This is a genomic window from Ktedonobacter robiniae, from assembly GCF_016587375.1.
In the GTDB taxonomy this organism is placed as follows: Bacteria; Chloroflexota; Ktedonobacteria; order Ktedonobacterales; family Ktedonobacteraceae; genus Ktedonobacter; species Ktedonobacter robiniae.
Window position 1 is genome coordinate 1,281,602 of the sequence record NZ_BNJG01000002.1, and the last position, 18,286, is coordinate 1,299,887.

The 18,286-nt window shown below is 55.5% G+C and carries 17 protein-coding genes and 1 pseudogene; 5 read left to right on the forward strand and 13 right to left on the reverse strand.

The window, feature by feature from the left end:
* Nucleotides 1–202: 202 nt before the first annotated feature.
* Entirely contained in the window at nucleotides 203–3,328 is a 3,126-nt protein-coding gene (locus JMJ04_RS26250; protein WP_201373376.1) for a winged helix-turn-helix domain-containing protein, read from the reverse strand.
* A gap of 403 nt (nucleotides 3,329–3,731) precedes the next feature.
* On the opposite strand from JMJ04_RS26250, the gene JMJ04_RS26255 reads away from it, so the two are divergent.
* Nucleotides 3,732–4,112, forward strand: a complete 381-nt coding sequence (locus JMJ04_RS26255; RefSeq protein ID WP_201373377.1) for a VOC family protein — start codon at nucleotides 3,732–3,734, stop codon at nucleotides 4,110–4,112.
* A 112-nt stretch (nucleotides 4,113–4,224) separates the two neighbouring features.
* Nucleotides 4,225–4,614 (forward strand): cupin domain-containing protein, encoded by a 390-nt coding sequence (locus JMJ04_RS26260; RefSeq protein WP_201373378.1) that lies wholly within the window; start codon nucleotides 4,225–4,227, stop codon nucleotides 4,612–4,614.
* A 188-nt stretch (nucleotides 4,615–4,802) separates the two neighbouring features.
* On the opposite strand, the gene JMJ04_RS26265 is transcribed toward JMJ04_RS26260, so the two are convergent.
* Nucleotides 4,803–5,780 carry an MmyB family transcriptional regulator gene (locus tag JMJ04_RS26265; RefSeq protein WP_201373379.1) on the reverse strand — a complete coding sequence of 326 codons (978 nt, stop codon included), beginning with the start codon at nucleotides 5,778–5,780 and terminating at the stop codon, nucleotides 4,803–4,805.
* A gap of 329 nt (nucleotides 5,781–6,109) precedes the next feature.
* Here JMJ04_RS26265 and JMJ04_RS26270 point away from each other — a divergent pair, with 329 nt between their 5' ends.
* Together JMJ04_RS26270 and JMJ04_RS26275 are read left to right on the forward strand one after the other, a co-directional pair.
* Complete coding sequence (locus tag JMJ04_RS26270) at nucleotides 6,110–6,412, forward strand: putative quinol monooxygenase (RefSeq protein WP_201373380.1); 303 nt, start codon at nucleotides 6,110–6,112, stop codon at nucleotides 6,410–6,412.
* Between the two features lie 235 nt (nucleotides 6,413–6,647).
* Nucleotides 6,648–7,088, forward strand: coding sequence for an alpha/beta fold hydrolase (locus tag JMJ04_RS26275; protein ID WP_201373381.1), 441 nt, complete (start codon nucleotides 6,648–6,650; stop codon nucleotides 7,086–7,088).
* Nucleotides 7,089–7,254: 166 nt separating this feature from the next.
* Here the strand turns inward: JMJ04_RS26275 and murA are convergent, their stop codons facing one another.
* From murA to JMJ04_RS26290, 4 genes and pseudogenes are all read right to left on the reverse strand, one after another.
* Complete coding sequence (murA, locus tag JMJ04_RS26280) at nucleotides 7,255–8,553, reverse strand: UDP-N-acetylglucosamine 1-carboxyvinyltransferase (RefSeq protein WP_420799526.1); 1,299 nt, start codon at nucleotides 8,551–8,553, stop codon at nucleotides 7,255–7,257.
* A gap of 84 nt (nucleotides 8,554–8,637) precedes the next feature.
* Nucleotides 8,638–8,706 (reverse strand): annotated as a pseudogene (locus JMJ04_RS48880) (helix-turn-helix domain-containing protein); the annotation flags it as partial.
* 239 nt (nucleotides 8,707–8,945) lie between these two features.
* Nucleotides 8,946–9,764 carry an NIPSNAP family protein gene (locus tag JMJ04_RS26285; RefSeq protein WP_201373383.1) on the reverse strand — a complete coding sequence of 273 codons (819 nt, stop codon included), beginning with the start codon at nucleotides 9,762–9,764 and terminating at the stop codon, nucleotides 8,946–8,948.
* Between the two features lie 264 nt (nucleotides 9,765–10,028).
* A complete protein-coding gene (locus tag JMJ04_RS26290) occupies nucleotides 10,029–10,541 on the reverse strand; it encodes a DUF1579 domain-containing protein (RefSeq protein ID WP_201373384.1) in 513 nt (170 codons plus the stop codon).
* A gap of 171 nt (nucleotides 10,542–10,712) precedes the next feature.
* Here JMJ04_RS26290 and JMJ04_RS26295 point away from each other — a divergent pair, with 171 nt between their 5' ends.
* The gene (locus tag JMJ04_RS26295; RefSeq protein ID WP_201373385.1) at nucleotides 10,713–11,690 is read left to right on the forward strand and encodes a helix-turn-helix transcriptional regulator; all 978 of its coding nucleotides are present in this window, start codon (nucleotides 10,713–10,715) and stop codon (nucleotides 11,688–11,690) included.
* On the opposite strand, the gene JMJ04_RS26300 is transcribed toward JMJ04_RS26295, so the two are convergent.
* From JMJ04_RS26300 to JMJ04_RS26330, 7 genes are all read right to left on the reverse strand, one after another.
* On the reverse strand, nucleotides 11,675–12,475 hold the full coding sequence (locus JMJ04_RS26300; protein WP_201373386.1) for an arylamine N-acetyltransferase family protein: 801 nt from the start codon (nucleotides 12,473–12,475) through the stop codon (nucleotides 11,675–11,677). The genes JMJ04_RS26295 and JMJ04_RS26300 overlap by 16 nt on opposite strands.
* A 169-nt stretch (nucleotides 12,476–12,644) precedes the next feature.
* Nucleotides 12,645–13,229, reverse strand: coding sequence for a COG4315 family predicted lipoprotein (locus tag JMJ04_RS26305; protein ID WP_236038407.1), 585 nt, complete (start codon nucleotides 13,227–13,229; stop codon nucleotides 12,645–12,647).
* Between the two features lie 216 nt (nucleotides 13,230–13,445).
* Nucleotides 13,446–13,856, reverse strand: coding sequence for a hypothetical protein (locus tag JMJ04_RS26310; protein WP_201373388.1), 411 nt, complete (start codon nucleotides 13,854–13,856; stop codon nucleotides 13,446–13,448).
* An 88-nt stretch (nucleotides 13,857–13,944) separates the two neighbouring features.
* On the reverse strand, nucleotides 13,945–15,114 hold the full coding sequence (locus JMJ04_RS26315) for a hypothetical protein (protein WP_201373389.1): 1,170 nt from the start codon (nucleotides 15,112–15,114) through the stop codon (nucleotides 13,945–13,947).
* Between the two features lie 177 nt (nucleotides 15,115–15,291).
* Nucleotides 15,292–15,600, reverse strand: coding sequence for a hypothetical protein (locus JMJ04_RS26320; RefSeq protein WP_201373390.1), 309 nt, complete (start codon nucleotides 15,598–15,600; stop codon nucleotides 15,292–15,294).
* Nucleotides 15,601–15,709: 109 nt separating this feature from the next.
* A complete protein-coding gene (locus tag JMJ04_RS26325) occupies nucleotides 15,710–17,335 on the reverse strand; it encodes a hypothetical protein (RefSeq protein WP_201373391.1) in 1,626 nt (541 codons plus the stop codon).
* Between the two features lie 101 nt (nucleotides 17,336–17,436).
* A complete protein-coding gene (locus JMJ04_RS26330; protein WP_201373392.1) occupies nucleotides 17,437–18,276 on the reverse strand; it encodes a GNAT family N-acetyltransferase in 840 nt (279 codons plus the stop codon).
* Nucleotides 18,277–18,286: the final 10 nt, after the last annotated feature.

Below are 18,286 nucleotides of genomic sequence, written 5' to 3' on the forward strand. Positions count from 1 at the left end.
CGCTTTCTATGAGAAGCTTTGTGTTTGCGCTCCGTTGATGTTGCAAGTATAGATCGTTAGGGGGCAAGGGGGCATCGCCCGGGCGGGTGAACGGGAGGATGATTATTGCGGGAGGGCTTGAATGTTAGGGAATACCGAGTAGCCGCGTACGCCAGTAGCGGGTTCGCTACTGGCGTACGCGGCTACTCGGTATTTCGCATATTTAAACCAGCTTCAATTGCCGGGCAGCCTCGCTGGCCTCGACGCGATTGCTGACATTGAGCTTGCGGTAGATACTCTGGAGCTGAGTCTTGACAGTGTTGATGGAGACGACGAGTTCGTTGGCAATCTCCGGGTTGGAGCGGCCAGCCACGAGCAGGCGCAACACACGCGCCTCCTGTGAGCTTAACGCCTCGCTTAGCTCCACAGCGGAGCTGCCCCGGGTCAGCATTTGTAGGAGTTCGCGCACGAAACGGAGTGGGGTCTCGCCCTGAAGCTCTGGCAGCAAGGAACGCAGGAGCGGGACCAGTTCTTCACCCTCGTCCAGGAAGAGGCGGAGGTAGTTTTCGGGGGCGGCCTGGAGTACGACCTCCTGCACGAGTCTCCTGGCTTCACGCACCTGGTGCAATCCTGCATGCGCCCGCGCCATAAGAAGCTTCATCTTTAATGCTCTGTCGATACGCCCCGCGCCCTGGGCTTGCAGCGAGAGAGCAACCAGGCGCAATAGAACTTCCTCATACTGGCCCTGCACAAGCTCGTAGCGAGTAATAAGTAGCTCTTCTTTCTCTGCAAAGAGGGGTGGGAAAGGCTCTTCGTTCTGTTCCCGATCCTTCAGCCAGCGCTCAACCGCTACCAGGTCGCCAACTACAAGATGTAAATAGGCCTGGACCGCCTGGACCTGGCGATAGAGCTGGGTATGCAGAGGCGTGAGGCCAGGCTGTATCCCAGCCTGAAGCTCGCTCAATAGCTGCAACGCGCCCCCGTTGTCGCCACGTGCCTGCCGGATATCTACTAGAAGGAGCGAGGCATAGACAATTGTCTCTTCCACCTGGATCTGCTTTGCCAGGACCAGGGCCTCCTGCGCCTGTTGCTCCGCCTCGTCGAGCCTATTCCAGGCATAGGAGAGGTGCGCTAGCTCCAGCAAGGCATCAGAGATATCGTCGCGATCCTCATCTTCACGCGCCTGTGCCAGGAGGGGCCGCAGGTGTGCCCCCGCCTGGTGCAGCACGACCTGCTCGCGGCAGATGCGGCTATAGATAATAACGCCTGGTCGCGTAAAGGAACGCCTTGGTGGTAGCACAGCTGGCGTAGGACGAGGCTGAAAGAAGTCTCGCGCGCCATTGAGCTGCCCCGAGAGATACAGGTGTGTACCAATGACGCTCAAGCTGATGGGGCGCCACATAGAGGAATCTTCAGGAAGATAAGTGAGCGCCTCTTGCGCCAGTTCTATAGCCTCGTTGATCGCACCATACTGCCTGGCAAGTATCGCGCGATAGCTCAGAACCTCTCCCAGGCGCGGCATGTTCCCTTCGCGCTGCCAACCCTCCTGAGCCATGTCCAGGCTCTTCATAAGGAGCCAGCCCTTCTCCTCCGTCAACGGTATCTCATCCAGCACAAAGGTGTAGAGCAGAGCATTGGCATAACTAAAACAGAGCATGGGATGCTTGCGCAGCATATCTTCAGGAAGCTGAGCCAACCAGCGACAAAGGGTGTGGAACTCGTTGATAATAAAATGTTCCCTCGGTCGTTGGGGATGGATGCTCTCGACCAGCTGCTCAATAAGATCAGCGGAGCGCGTGATATCATGTGCGCGTAGCGCCGCTTCGACCGCCTCGATAGGCATCTGGTGCTGCTCAAACCAGAGGCTGGCCTTCCGCGCCAGGTCTCGTAGCGTCTCCTCGCCCAGGCAGGTGCGCGCCTCGGCCTGCATCGCCTCGGCGAAGAGAGGATAATAGCGGTACCAGCGCTCGCCCTCCCCTCCCTCAAGCTCTTCTAGAAAGAGGCCCGCACGCGCCAGGACTTCTAGCAATTCGGCGCTCTCCTCGCGCTCGGTCAGCGCCGCGCAGAGCGAGCCACTCACGCGGCTCAGAATGCTCGTGCGCAGGAGTAGAGACTGGAGCGGCTCTGGCTGTGAAGCCAAAATTTCTTGCACAAAGTAGTCTTGAAAAGAGCGCTGCTCGCCCGTAAGGCGCAGAATATATTGCTCGACCTCCTGCGGCGTCCGCTTGCCACGCACGGCCAGCGAGAGCAGGCGCAGTCCGGCGACCCACCCCTCCAGGTGCTTTTCCAGGTGGTGCAGGGCCTCAGCCGAGCAGGCATATGGCAGAGCCTGGCGCAGAAAATCCGCCATCTCCTCCCGCGAGAAACGCAGATCGTTTGTGTAGAGGTCAGAGAGTTCACCCCTGGCACGCCAGCGTATAAGCGGCAGAGGTGGCGCGCTCCGTGACAGCAGTAGGATATGTACCTTAGGGGGAAGATGTTCGATAAAAGAGGTCAACGTCGTATGGACGCGCGCCTCCGTGACCACATGATAGTCATCGAGTACCAGCAGGCTCTCCTCAGCCAGTTGAGCCAGCTCATTCAACAGCGTAGTCATGATAGCCTCAAAAGAGGGCGTCGCGAAGGGAGAAGGAGGCACGGCTGAGAGCAACGCCAGGGACTCTGTTCCCAGATCCGGCGCAAGGCGCTGGCAGGCCATAATCATATAGCGCCAGAAGCGCACCGGGTCGTTATCACCATCTTCTAGCGAAAGCCAGGCCACGGGCGTCTGCGCGTGACGCGCATTCAGCCATTGTCGCACCAGGATCGATTTGCCAAAGCCCGCCGGGGCACACACCAGCGTTACCTTCTCTCCCCAACCCGCATCGAGAAGCGCGAATAGACGCGAGCGCTCAACGGGAAAGGCGGGGAGGCGCGGAGGCTGCAACTTGCTATCCAGCAGCGAGGAGACCGTGGATACCGAACCCGAGGACACCTGGCTGACAGGTACATTAATCTGAGGGCTATTCTCCACACCTACCTTGGGCATGGCTACCTGGGGAGAAAACTCCGCGACCTGCTCCAGCCTGGCGGGCGTTAACTCCGCGTGGCGACCAATATAGCGCTTGCTTGTGTGCCCATTAAGCGAGCGATAAGCGTACCAGTAGCTATCACCCCGCTGCATCTTCTCCCTGCGCACCGTGCAGTGCGGCCCCAGGCGACTGATAAAGGCGAACGAAGCGAGTTCAGCCAATCCCTTTGACCAGGACTCCTCACCCGCCAGCGGCACCTGCTGCCCTCCAGCATCGCGCAACACATACGCCCTTTCCTCTGGCGACCAGAGTACATGGTAAGACGCGCGCCTGGGCATACAGGTTCCCTCCTCATAGTATTTAGTAGACCAACGCTGCTGAAGCACGCGTCTACATATGATGATACGGAAATTTTCGTACCATCATATGTAGACGCGTGCTTCAGCAGCGCCGCCCCCTCGCACAAGGGATTATATCACACATTAGAATGCGTAACGCACGCAGCAATAGGGCGGGCATCTGCCAGTGGATATCTAGCTAAGTCCCCAAAACGCTATTTGTAGGCATCAACTTCTTGGGCGCCTCTCTAGCTCATGCTCATTTATAACCTATAACCTGTATATTATAGGATAATCCGCCTGCCTGCACTGGATAGAGCATTTGCCACATCGAGACAGTTTTACCCATGGTGTCAGCCTCGCTGCTCAAAAAGTTGTAAAATGAAGAGAATAGGAGGTAGCTATGCAGGTTGATTCTTTAGATCATCTCGTCCTCACCGTACAGGATATTGAGGCAACGTGTCAATTCTACTCGAACATCCTGGGAATGCGCGTGATCACTTTTGCCGAAGGACGAAAGGCGCTTCAATTCGGGAGTCAGAAAATCAACCTTCACCCAAAGGGGAAAGAAATCGATCCGAAGGCTCAATTTCCAACGCCTGGTTCTGCCGACCTTTGTTTCCTGACATCGATACCATTAGAGCAAGTGATCGCGCACCTTGAAGCATGGAATGTTCCTCTCCTTCTAGGGCCAGTAGAGCGAACTGGTACCACAAAGTCCCTCATATCTCTCTATTTTCGTGATCCTGATGGCAACCTGCTTGAAATTTCAAATGCTCGTTGATCGGTTTCTTTGATCAGCGAATACAGTCATCAAAATATTAAATGTGTATCATAAATGAGTTTTTCATGGTATAAAAGAGAAGAGACAGGACAAGAGGAGGAACATTAATACTATGGCTCAACCCATTATCGTTCCAGGGAAACAAGCGCGAACAGAGAGCCAGGCTCCTATCAGTGCCACAGGACAATCCTTTGACCTTCATGAATGGAGCGGGAGTGGTCCGGACTATTTGCACGTCCATTATTCTGACGACGAGGCCTGGCATATCCTGGAGGGAACCCTGACGTTCCGCTTCGCTGACAAAACCATTGAGGCTCCCGCCGGGACAACTGTGTTCGTGCCAGCGGGCGTCCCTCATACCTATTATGAGGCTGCGGGTCCGACCCGATATCTCATCATCATGACGCCACGGTTACGCGAGCTGGTTGCCGCATTACATCAGGCTCCTCACCAGGAACATCGAGCCATTCTACGCCAGTTTGCATCCGATATGGTAGAGTAGATACTTGTTTCAGGTTCGAGACAACTGATTCGGATAGGCTGTGCGGACAATACGGGCCGTTTCTTCTGGCGCCGGGCTGATCGCTTGTGGCTTGAGTGACATTGGTTGCTCTCCTCTTCTCTTCTTTCAGTTCGGCTGAGTAGATGTTGCCTATCATACCAAACCATGCTCCTCATTACCTATTCGGTTTATCTCAGGGGGTTCGCCATCAGCTTCATTTCTGCGGGAGAACCTAAATATTGGGTACTGGACAAGGAAAAAGGATGCTCACTTGATTCTTTTGTACTGTCAAGGGAAGCAAAAACCACACGCGCTGCCTCATCCAGGGGAAGAAACGCAGCAATACAGGGATACCTGTGGCTACAGACTGAGATGTGGATGTGCCGAAGTTGTATCGGAAGTAGTTCGGACGTTTCGGCATGCCGGCTGAGCACTATTTTTGACGGAGTATCTCGTTGGAGAAGCGGCTTTCCATCTCGTTCCCAGTACGCGCGAAAATCCGCGAGCGTAGAGAAGCGTTCAATCAGTTCCTGATACCAGGGCTCAAATTGGTACAGGATATTACTGTGCTTAAAGAGGTGAATGCCGAGGGATGCCTGGGCTTGCCAGACATTCCTGGCCTGATCATTGAACGTCGAACGTACGCGCATAGGGAAGTTGGGATGAAACAGGAAATGGAAGAGATGGCGTTGTGGCTCCTGGAGAGCTTCGAGTGGTGGGATCTCAAACACCCTCTGGAAGGCGTCGTTGGCCGCATGGACCGAGAGGGTGTGGGTCACAATGATTGCCGGGTAAGGCAACATTCCCATCACGTGTTGGGCCTGCTCTAGCGCTTGCTTGAGCGCGCCCCCCTCCAATTCGAGACTTTCGGGAAGATAACGGGCGGCTAAGAGCAAGTCGTTGCGCTCTTTCGCACTACATTCGAGATACTGTGCAATCCGCATGATCGTCTTTTGGCTTGGCACCCGGCGCGAACGCCCCTCCAACAAATTTCTGTAGGTGGGACAGGCTTCATTGGCTAACTCTTGTTGGGTAAAGCGTTTGAGAAGTGGATGGGGACGCTTCCTCGCCTCCTGCTGTCTTTTGATCCGCAAGGTTTCAATCTGGTGAAGAACATCACGTAGGACATCCAATCTGTGAGAAGAACCGGGTTCGCTGTTCATCATGCCTCTCTCCTATTCCGAAGCCGTGGCAGAGGTCTGTCTTTGACAGATGCCTCGATCTCTCGCCAATTCAGCGTAGTTTTACACTTGGTATAACACCCTTTCCCCCATATACTATTTCCTGGAAACAGAAAGCACCCGATGCGCATGGCTGCTTGGCAGAGGTTCTCTTGAGGAGGGCCAATAAGCGTTTCGCCCATGCATGAGCCAGAATGCTGAACGTCTGGCAAACTGGCTCATGTGTGTGCGTCGCAGGCACCCGGAAAGGTGAATTGGTACATGTATCAATTTTCAGGAAAGGTGCTGATGAAAAAAGAAAAAGGAGAGAACATATGGTTACTGTAGGATTTCTCATTCAATTCGAGACAAAACCAGGAAAAGAGGCGGATGTCGAGCGCGAGCTCAAAGCAGCGTTGGCAGTAGTGCAGAAGGAGCCAGCAACGACCGCCTGGTTCGCGGCCCGCGTGGGACCCTCGAAGTACGCTGTCTTCGACGCTTTTCCAGACGAAGAAGGGAGACAAGCTCACTTCAACGCCAATGTGGCGCCGTTGCAGGCGGTAGCTTCCGAACTGTTTGTTGAAGGATCACTGGTCATGGAGAGGGTTGATATCCTGGCGGCCAAGCTTCCTGAGTAGAGACTGCAAAGATCTTTATTGGTTCATCCACCAAGTGGGGAGGGGAGTGGGGTGTTCCCCACTCCCCAGCAGGAGGGAGACCCTCCTGCACCTCCCCTTGGTTTAGCGGATGCACCAGTTATGTGCCGAAGGAAACAGATGGAGTTTGAACATTGCCAGGATCTCATGATCCTGGCAATGTTCAATACACGAGAGAGCAGATATTCGGACACATTGAACATTTGGAGAAAAATGAATGCTGAATACACAAATTGTGAAGCAACCATTACAGATACAGGTTGATAACATAAGCCTTTCTGGGTTGTATGCAGCCCCAACTGAGCAAACGCCACGAGCCTTGCTTGTCGCTCTTCATGGTGGAGGCCTAAGTGCAGGGATGTTTGATGTTTCTGTCACAGACGAAGCTACTTTTCTTGAAACGGCAGCAGGCCTGGACTACGCAGTCATCGCCCTTGACCGTCCGGGATACAGGGCCAGCGCAGAGATCGCACCCGACCAGAGTACCTTTCCCAATCAGGTTGACCTGCTCTTGCCACCCTTACAACAAGCCTGGGAACAGTATGGAGGAGTGTCGGCAGGGATTCATCTTGTAGGACATTCAAGAAGAATGCCGTATCCAGGTACTGGCCGCCAGTATCCAAAGGGAAGAGAAGGCATCAGGAAGCAGACAGGATAACTAGAAGAGGAAAGTGATTTACACTTTCCTTTGTGGGCGAAAATTGGGTCTGGCACACTCTTCACCTCATTTACCAGAAACACCGTACCATGAACAGATAATACCGTGCTCAAAGAAAAGACGACCAGGAACGATTAATGTCCCTGGTCGCATGCTACTTGCATTCTTAGAGGAGCACGCCGGCCTTTTCGCGCTCTTCGGAGATGGTGAGGCCGAGCTGGGTGAAGCGGCGGATGACGGCGCTACAGCCGCGCTCAATCATGCTGGCATTCTCGATGATGGTCTCGCCCTCGGCGACGGCTCCGGCGAGGACCAGGGCCATACCTGCCCGCAGGTCGAGGGCCTCAACGGTCGCGCCTACAAAGGCGGTGGGGCCCTTGACGACCGCCGCCTCGCCGTCCAGGCCAATCTGCGCGCCCATGCGATTGAGCTCCTGGGCGGCGGCGAAGCGCTTGTTGAAGACGGTCTCGCGAATATAGGAGGTGCCCGAGGCACAGCAAGCAAGGGCCATCATCTGCGGTTGCAGGTCGGTGGCAAAACCGGGATAGGGCCAGGTGGTAATATTGATCGGGCGCAGAGTGGAAGGGCGACGCACGCGAATAACGGGACCTTCCTGCTGCAACTCGACGCCCATCTGCTCTAACTTGGCGCGGGCCACGCCGAAGTGGCGCAGTTGCGCGCCAATCAGCTCGATATCGCCCTGGGTGGCCGCCGCCAGCATGGCGAAGGTGCCAGCGTCGATGCGGTCCGGCATGATGGTGTATTCTACGCCGGAGAGCTCGGAGACGCCTTCGATCTGGAGCACACCTGTGCCAATGCCGGAGATGCGCGCGCCCATCATGTTGAGGAAGTTGGCGACGTCGGCGATCTCGGGTTCGAGCGCGGCATTCTCAATGATGGTGGTTCCCTGCGCCATACAGGCCGCGACCATCAGGTTCTCGGTTCCAGTGTGGCTGGGAGTATCCAGGTAGAGATAGTTACCCTGCAAGGGTCCCTCGCGGCTCACGTCGATATTCTCGCCTTGCTCGCTTACAGTGGCCCCCAGGCGCGCGAAGCCGCGATAGTGGAAGTCCAGGCTGCGCTTGCCCAGGCTACAACCACCCACGGTCTCAATCGCAACATTCCCCACGCGCTGGAGCACGGGCGCCAGGAAGAGCACGGAGGCACGGAAACTACTCGTCAGGCGCTCGGCGAGGGTGCTCACATTCAAGTTGGAGGCATCGACTACCAGTACCTGGTCCTCCTCGTGGAGGGTCATTTTGACGCCCAGGGAGCGCGCCAGCTCAATGGCAGCGTAGACATCGCGGATCAGGGGTACATTGCGCAGGATAGTCTGGCCCTTGGAGACCAGGAGCGAGGCGGCAATAATGGGAAGCGCGGCGTTCTTCGCGCCCTGCACCACTACTGAACCCTCTAGCCTCTGTCCACCCTCGATGCGATAACGTAGCGCCTGGCTGTTCAGCATGTCCCGCTGGGCCTCTTTGATGAAGTGCTGGGGATTAACCTCAAGCCAGTCGCAGAGCCGCAGGAAGGTCTCTACATCTAGCATCTTGCCGTTCTCGATGCGCGAGAGGGTCGCCGGGCTGACATTGCCGATCTCCTGCGCGATATCACGCAGCCCCGATCACCACGCCTCTCCTTCAAAAGGACCGCCAGTTGCTGTGTATCTAACATGCTTCCCATGATTGCTTTCTCCTACTCTTTTCGTTTCTTGCATGAGACAATTGTATAATATATGAAACAAAGCTGTCAAGAAAGCAGTGATTTGCTGTGGATGTGTGGCATGGGCATTCGACCATGCCACACATCCACAGCAAATCACTAAATAGGAATAGCTCTTGTATTTACTATACTCCTCTATATGTTATGGGCAGAGGAATGATGGCGCATGAGAGAGCGCCGGGCCGGTAATAATTCCAGTACTTCTTGTGGCCTTGCCAGCCATTCTTGCAGGGTAGGAGTAAGGGCCGCGGTCCAGGCATCGCTTTCGGAGAGCGCGGAGAGATAACTCTCATATGCCGCTTCATCGGCGAAGGAGGCGAACCAGGCAAAGATGTGCTCACCTTCACGTACTGGCAGTGCCGGAAAGGTATTCTCGCTTGCTTCAGTAACGAAATACCCTGAAATAGCTGCGCCAGCCACACGCTGTACAGGGGCCACCCCTTTTTCGAAAAGCTCGACGAATTTAGCTTCAACCGGGGTAGCGAATGTGTAGAGAGTCGCGATAATAATTCCTCCCGCCGCCTCTGGCACGTCTTTCCCAGGGCGGTTGTTCAGTTCAAGATGGAATTCTCCTGTACGACTGGCTGGTTTGAACAACAAAACGTTATCCGAGTCGATCATTGTATCGTTGGCGGCATCTCGATGCTCTCGCCAGATCGGACCGTAATAGAAGTTCTGGAGAGCCAGGCGACGTGCCTCCATATCGGTAAAGCCACGCAGCCAGACGAATTGATCTGGCCTGTTGCGCCGGCGAAACTGACCCAGAACGTGCGCGCCAGCCTGCTCCTGCCCCTCGATAAAATGCTCCTCAAACAAGGCAATCAGCTCATCGCGCCGGCCAGGTTTGAGCGTATATTGCCGTAGCTCGATGATGCCGCTATATGCCTCTCCGGCTTGCCCTGGCGTTTGTGAAACATCCTGTTCTTTGTTTATCTGAGTGTTTGTATCTGACATTTCTCTAAATCCTTCCAGAGGGTGCCCTTTGACGAATAAGGCAACCCATCGCACGAAACTGCTCTAAAATCTGGTAGGGACCCGATTTATCGCGTCCAAAGGCGATTAATCGCCTGTAGGCGCAGCCCAAAACGCTTCCTCTTGAGAATGTTGCGTTTCAAAACAAAAACCGGCTTGCGCCGCACTGCCATGAATGGCATTCGGACGCGGTAAACCGGGTCCCTACCGAGATATTCGCCTCGCTTTTCATGTTAGGTAGAGACCCTACGCCTCCCTGGTGAAATTCATGATCCAGTTTGTTTCCCAGTGTTCGCCTCCATCGAAGGAGAAGGCCTGCTGCCAGCGCGCGGTGGTCGCCGTAAATTCGTCCCAGATGTAGCGTACGTGGAGTGGCTGGCCATCGGGGGTCTCGATGACCTGGAAGAAGGTGCCGATCTCATTCTCAAATGTGCCATACAATGGCCTGTAGTCGAGAGGATTACGATTATCGATCCAGATAATTGACCATTGTTGGGTTGTAGGTTCAAAGGCCTTGATGCTCAATCCTAGAGCACGCTCGCCCGAGGGAAGTGTGGCTTCCCAATGCTCAACAATCGCCCGCCCATCAAGCTGCTTCTCGAAGTGATCACAGCCCTGGAATTCCTCCCACACCGCCTCTTCCCCAAGAGCTTGATTCGCAAGAAAGTAGTTTCCCGCCTTGCGCCTGTTCACCACCTTCCAACTGCCAATAAGCGCATCGAAATCGTGGCCAAAATTCTGGGTATGCTCGTGTGTCATGTGCATGTTTTCTTTCTGTTCTGGCTCGCTACTTGCGTACGCGGCTACTAGTGAGCGTTGCCCGTTTCTTGTAGGGTCCATGCCGGCATGGACCCTACTTTTTGCAGTATAGAGCTTAAAGGTGGTAATATTGACCCTAATTAAAGCTGATTTTAGATAGGAGAGAAGAAAGTGGTCTATCGTCCAACGGCGCGGGTCTTGACGGTCCTGGAATTGTTGCAAGCGCATGGGCGCATGACCGGGAACGAGCTGGCACACAGGCTGGAAGTCAATATCCGCACGGTTCGGGATTATATTGAGACGCTAAGCGACCTGGGTATTCCTGTGGAGGCTGAGCGGGGTCGCTATGGGGCCTATCGGCTCAGGCCCGGCTACAAACTTCCGCCACTTATTTTCACCGAGGATGAGGCCCTGGCCCTGACATTGAGCCTGATGATGGCTCGCGAGAACGGCCTTGCGCAGACCTCGCCCGCGTTTGAAGGGACGCTGGCAAAGATCGAGCGCGTCCTGCCCATATCGACACGTGAGCGCATCCAGGCGGTTGGAGAGACGGTGGTCTTCGAGAACAGTTCTGCACATGCCGCGCCTTCAATTGTGGCTGTGATGATGCTGAGTACCGCTGTCCAGAGTGAGCGCAGCGTTCGTCTGAGCTACCACACCCCCGGCTCAGAGGTAACTGAGCGTCTATTTGATCCTTATGGCGTGGTCGCGCATGAAGGCTTCTGGTATACCATTGGCTACTGCCACCTGCGCCAGGCTCAGCGCCTCTTTCGCCTGGACCGTATCGTTAAGATTGAGACGACGAGCGAGCCATTTCGGCGCCCAGAGAGCTTTGAGACGCTCTCCGCCGTTCAGAGCGCCCTGGCCTCCGTCCCTCGCGTATGGCAGGTTGAGGTCTGGCTGGAGACGACATTGGAGGAGGCACAACGCCAAAGCCGGCTTTCAAAGGGGCATTTTACAGAGGTCAACCAGGGGGTTCTTGTGCGTAGCGAAGTGGGAGATCTGCCCTGGATGGCGCGCTTGCTTGCTGGCATGGGCCTTCCCTTCGTCATTCATCACCCACCCGAGTTGCGCGAGATGGTGCGCCAATACGCGCTCACGCTCATGGGCTATGCCGAACGCACCAGGGAGGATCAGGCTGAGGTGTAAAAACGGAGGCGTGTCTCCGGCAGAAGTGTAATGCCGAAATGGCGGGTTAGCACGGCCCGGTACTCTTCCTCCGTCTGGATCTCGCAAAGGGAACGTTCAGCGCTTGAGGCGATGACGAGTTTGCGGTCGCAGAGCGTGATGCGCCCGGTCTCTGTCGCCCGCGTGAAGAGGAGATTCTGCGTGAAATAAGACTCTGGCGAGGTCTCTTGATAGCGGCACCTCTCAGCAAAATGGTGCATCTCGTGTGGCTGGAGTTGGAAACGGTAGAGCGACTCCCAGGCGCTGTTCCTGGCTCGCTGCACGATCCAGTACGCGTCCTCGCGGTGCAGGCGATAGCTATGATCGTGAAAGACCTGGACAACTTCGGCCTCAAACTTTAAGGGATGCCTGAAAGAGCTGCTAAAGCCAACATCCGCCAGCCAGTCGCCATCCGCGAGATGCACCAGTAAAGCCAGGTGATCGAACTCGGGACCAAAGTGTACATGATCGCGCGTGACGCCAGCGGAGATTAGCGAGACATGAAAGCCCAGCCTGCGTAGTAGGGCGGCAAAGAGGCCATTCAACTCATAACAGATGCCCCCGCGCCTCATGAGTACGATCTTCTTAAAGATCGCCGCCTCGTCCAGGCATAGAGATTGGCCGCAGTGGATATCTAGATTCTCAAATGGGATCGCGATAAGATGCGCCTCGTGTAACACCTGCAACGTCTCCAACGTCGGCTGCCATCCGCCAGAGATTACCAGTTCACTGGGGGTGAAACGACGCAGGTAGTCCATAACGTCCATAGGCACACTCCTCGCATACTCTTCTATACCTCCAGTATAACCCGACCATAGAAGTGCCTGGGCGAGGGTATGTGATGGCGGCATGGTGCCGCCATCACATACCCTCGCCCAGGCGAACCACGCAGTGGCGAGAATACGCTGCATGGATATTACAGGTATATGGATATGCTTATAGACCGGTGGGCATGTTGGGGATGGCGGGCTGCCAGGGAGAGTTGTCGGCACCTATGCCTTTAGCGTCGCCGGGAGCCTTATCGTTCACGTTGGTGAAGAGGTAGTATCCCTGGTAGAGTACAACACGGTTTCCATTAGCGTCGGTACCTACACTCAGCTTGCCGGGAAGCTTGGTAGTGCTAGTTGGCGTCCCCGTACCCTTGAAGAGGAGCGGCTTCCAGGTTTGCGCGCATGTACCATCACAGCTAAAACCACTTGCCCCTTGCAACAGGTGCGCATAGACGGTCATACCCTGCGTGGTGGTCAGCACAGTAAAGGTAGAGCCGACAGCCTGAGTGCTGGGGATATCCCTCACCGCGATAACGACATTAGGCGAAGAAGTACTAGATGTACTGGTAGGGGTCGCGGCAGGCGTGCTATCACCGGTCGCTGTCGTGGCAGTCGGAGCGGCGCTAGTTACTGTCACATCCGGAGTGCTGGCACTGGTGGCGGTCACAGTCGGAGCGTTCCCGGCTGATGCTGACGCGGATGTAGAGCCACACGCCGTCAGCATTGCCGCCAGCAGAAGCAGTAAGAACATGATAAGGATAGAATTCTTTAGACGCATAATAGAGTTTTCTCCAGAGCTATAAGTATTACAGCGTTTCTAAATTAGAATATACTCGGTACATCAAGGTGGCTCATCTTTTTTCTGCTTGCCTGTTTGCCACACCAGCATAATAGCGAACGCTTGTTAGGAAGTCTGCGAGCTATCTCACATTTTTGTTTATGCCTCGACCAGGGTTATCGAGACCTCTTAGGAGGCGCCAGGAGAGCCGCCAGTGGCCGGGGCAATGACCTGGCTGTGGAGATTGAGGATGCGCTCCTGATAGGCATCAAAGTGGACCGCGATACTGCTGGAGCCGATTGGCTCGACAAAATTAATAGTTGTGCCGCTGCTGGCGAGAAAGCTGGCGCGCAGGGCGTCGCGATACTGTTGCCCCGTCAATGATACATTCGCGCCATCATAGCGCTTGAGCTCGTTGAGGCAGAGGATAGTCAGCTCCCATACGCGCTTGCCTGGTCCGATATCGACATAGGCATTGGTGCCATCGGCGCGCACAGTAATCTTGCGATTACGTGGCTGGCGCATAATATAGCTCCCCGGCTTAACAAAGTAACCGGTATTATCGAGAATAATCTCGCAATCCAGGCCGATTTGTGGCATATATCTCTCTCCTTATGGGTGTGATGTGTCTGTCATGCATGTGGGCAACCTCCGGTTGCCCACATGCATGACAGACACATCACACTAACTATATCCTCCACCAGTAGCGCTGGACCTGGCCCCATTGGGCGATGGCGGAGGAGGCATAGTCACGCTGGCGCTTGATCACCTCCAGGCGTTGCTGGAATTGTGTCATCTTGTTCTGGGAGACCCGCAGCCAGGCGCCGGGAATAGCTGTGTCATCCAGGTGATCGCGAACACTGCCATCCTGGAAGGCGAAATTGTCGTTGGTCGGTGTCTGGTAGGCTTCCAGGGCATAGGCACAGGCACCTAGCACAATGATGTCGCGGTGAATCTCGGGAATAGTACTCCCCAGGCTATCCAATTGGTGGCGGGTGGCATAGAAGACGCGCATGGTCAGAGTGTTATCCTTTGGTAGCTCACTATTATCGAGCTTGAGGGTAAAGGTGGGCGCACTGGTGCCTGTAGCGCCCTGGCGACTGCCGACCGCGCCCATGCTTCCCAGGTTGCCACCTGCCGCCAGGGCCGTCGAGCTATCATAGAGATTGCTATACTCGGCGAAGGCGCGCTCTATGGGCGGCCAGAGCATGATGCCCGAGGTATTGACGAGAGGTGGTTGAGGCATGTTCGCCAGGCTGGCATCGCTGGCGGTATCGAGGTAGCTTGTGGTAGTGTTATCGGCGAGCGTGGCGAGCAGGTAGAGTGTAGAACCGCCCACGAGCGTGCGGTAGATGTTGCGCCCGATGACGGTATTGCTGCCCACGGCGGGGAGGACCTGGGCGAGCGGCCCCAGGGGAATACTGGCCAGGTTTACGGCCTGGTTGCTGCTCGTAGTCGTAATTTGAACCAGGGGACCGGGCGTTGTCTCGCCCCCCTGAGTGAGCAAGCTAACTGCATACTTGTAGACACCCAGGCCCAGGTTGGTACCTGAAGTGAGGGAGAGGCCTGGGCCAGCAGTAGGAGATGCGAAGGCGCTACCATAGACCTGCAAGGGATAGAGGATACGCTCCAGCCAGAGCACGGGATAGGCAGGATTCCAGGAGGCCGGATAGGGATAGGTACGTTGAAAGGGCTGAGCCTGCATATCGACCACGGCAATATTGGGATAATACTGGGTATAGCGCTCCACAGCCTTATCAATGGCGCGGTCCAGATCCGCATTGCTCCAGCGCTGACTCGCACCCGCCGGATCAAAGAGGTCTAAGCGGCAAGCATTCTCAACATCGCTTAATAGCATAGGGCTACCTCCTTTTGTATACATAAAATTAAGGCTCGCCGCCCCTGCAGGGGCGGCTGCGTTCAATGCGTCGGTGCGCCCCACGTCCATGCTGGCGAAACAGGGTAAGTGCGCGGTTTACAAGCACCGTTTTTACGCCAGCATGGACGTGGGAAAACATGCGAATACAATAGACATCTATGCGCCCTCCAGGCTGATGACATGCTCAAACTTCGCGGCCTGGGCGCTGTACTCTGCCTGCATGGAGTTGATGCGAAACTTGCCGCTCTGGCCGGTGCCTCTGGGCGCGGCGTAGTCTGTCAGCGTCAGGGGATCGTGCAACTGTAGTGCTGGGTTGAGCGGCACATTGATGTGGTGCGCGACGGTGGCGCGTTGCTCCTGGTAGAGTATCGACGACGCGCGTAGGGCACATTGTGCAGGCGTGGTCAGCTTCAAATCAACGACATGCTTGATACGCTCGAACCCGATCAGCTTCTCGGCCGTCATGTCGTAGGCCTCGCCCGTGCTCACCTTGGCCGTCGTGGTGTTGGTGGTCGCGGCGCCGGTTACTATGACGTGGTTCGCTGGCTCGTCGTCGGTGCCCAAACTCAACACCTCAACCTATGGCTGATACGCCCACATTGAACTCGCGGAGCTGCACCTTCTCATCCTGGTCTATGAAGTAGCGGAGGTTATAGGTCTGACACACCTCGTTCAGCGTGGCGCGTAGCGTGCGATTGGCCTGCAAGATGAAGATGGGAACCGTCTGCGTAAACGTCGAGCTACCCGGCACCACAACCGTAAACAGTACGGCCCTGGCGCAGATCTCCGTAATGAGATAGGCCACGGTCTGAGCTGCATACTGGATCTGAAAATGATTGATCGTATCGAGCAAGTACGAGGCATCGACCCCCACAATCTTGATGAGGTGTGTGCTCGGCCCCCGCTCAAACGTCACCTTCTTCATCCTGAAAGTTGCGGTCTTCACTATCTCGGGCGTTGTGTGGGCCGCGCCTGTCTTATACCCCTCATTCACGATCAGGCTAGAACCGATATTGATGGGGGCAAATGTCGTCAAGCTGCCGACTTTGCTGTTGAACGCGCCACCTGTATTGTCCAGCTCTAGCTCAATCGTGGCAGGCTTGCTCTCGTGCTCGGTGCGCTTATACGAAAGAATAGCCGCCGAGATGTCGAGGTAGCGCGCTGTGTTGGCCTGGCTATAATCGCTGCGCATATAGGTTCGATTCTGTGCCACCATATAGACGGTAGTATCCGTGGAGCGATAGAGCGGAATGATGCCCAGATTAGCCGCCAGGTTGGCATCTTGAAAGATGTATCCATTGCTCCAGTGTATAAAGTCTATGCTCTGGCGTACCCTTGGATAGAAGAAGGTTGCGCCTGTGATCGTGCCCGGATCATAGTCAACATAGGTCACGGTATACACCCCATTTGGCTCCCTGAGCAGAAAGGGCGATTGATGGATGAGGCCGTTAGCGCTTGCGGCAACGAGATAGTTTTGTCCGCTCCAGGTTGTACCTGTGCTATTCACATTGAAGCTGTAGATCTCGGTCGCCGTCGAATAGACCAGGCGATAGAGTAAGGCTGAGGAATCCCAATACACAGCAACTCCGGCCAGGCCTGATACAATTCCGCCCGGCCAAACCGCAATAGCCGACCAGGACGTACCATTAAAGGTACACATCCCCATTGACTTACCGCCAACGACATCGTACTGCAAAAAGATGTCGCTATTGCCCCCACTGCCCAGGCCCCTCATCAGCGCGCCAGTTGACACAGGTGTATAGACCACGCTGGGGCTCGCGCTCCACGTCACGCCGTTATCGGTCGAACTCCAGGTCCAGAGCGAATTCGGGCTAGTGCTTTGCTGGGCGAAGGCACGCAGCGTGCCACCATTGTTGGAGACGCAGCAGGCACCGTTGAGCGCGATGGTCGCGCTCGCCCCGCCAAAAGTTGTCCAGGTCGTCCACTGGCTAGATGTCGCAGGGTTAGTGATGCGCTGATACTGGAAGGTCGCCGGAGAGCTGCCCGCTACCACCCACACGCGAATGATCGAGCCATCGTTGGCGATGCAGGCGTTAAAAAAGCTTTGCGACTGCGCCGTGTTGGCGGCTGCGAGCTGGTTGTAGCGCGCGATATGATCCTCACACGTCGCCGCGATCACGGGAACGCGCGTGGTATCTCCTACTGCTGTGGTAAGTGTGGTGGTGAGCGTGCGAGCCATCCTCTTCCATCCTCCTCTTTTAACCCCGTACACCTTCTACTACGTTCTAAGCTATTCTTTTTGTGCCACCCAAAAACGGAAATTACAGGTGTTTTCTTCCACTATGCTTCCTGGCGGTACTGACAATAGTACACAGGGTAATCGAAGGCCTTCTCGAAACCTAGTTTTTTGGCGGTGGCGACCGAGGGAGTGTTTCTGGCCCAACAATGCCAGCCAATCTCGGTCGCGCCCTCTACAAAAGCTTGCTCAATGACGGCCTGAGCCAGAGCGGTCGCGATCCCCTGGCGCTGGTAGTCCTCCAGCGTCTCAATGCCCAGTTCGCAGCGCTCCTGGTCGCGATACTCGGCCAGGCACCAGCCAGAGAGCATGTGTTCATGCTGTGCGCAGAGACCAAAGTTATACGTAAGAAAGTGTTCAAGTGAGGGGCTTTCTGAACAGATCTCCTCAAGGACATGCGCTCTATTTGTTGGCTCCAGTTCTTGCAGAAGTTTATCATCGAGGCGGCGCAGCATAAAGCCCTCGGGAAGGGGAGAACTTACAATAGTATGTGGCAACTTCAAGCGGTGGAACTCTCGCTGACCCATAAAGGTCTTCTGCCCCTGGAGAACAGTATCGAGAAGAGCCTGCCAGCTCTCGCCTCCAGGAGGATAGTACAGCAGGGCTCCATAGCCATCCGCACCTGGAGATAATTTGTGATATTGTTGCGCTATAATAGCCTGGATGGTCTGTTGCAGGTCTGGATGCTCTGCTCGGCCCGCGAGATAGATACGATGAGGATTAGTAGGCAGAAGCAGCGCGGTTTGGGGCGCCTCAGGGTCATCAACAAACACCTGCCCCGGTGTCTTTCCCGCCAGGACAGTCATAATGGCGAGGTGGTACGCCATATCGGCAAAGAGAGGCTTCACACGCTCAAAAGCAGGGGGAGTAAGAATTGTAAACATGCTCATCTCC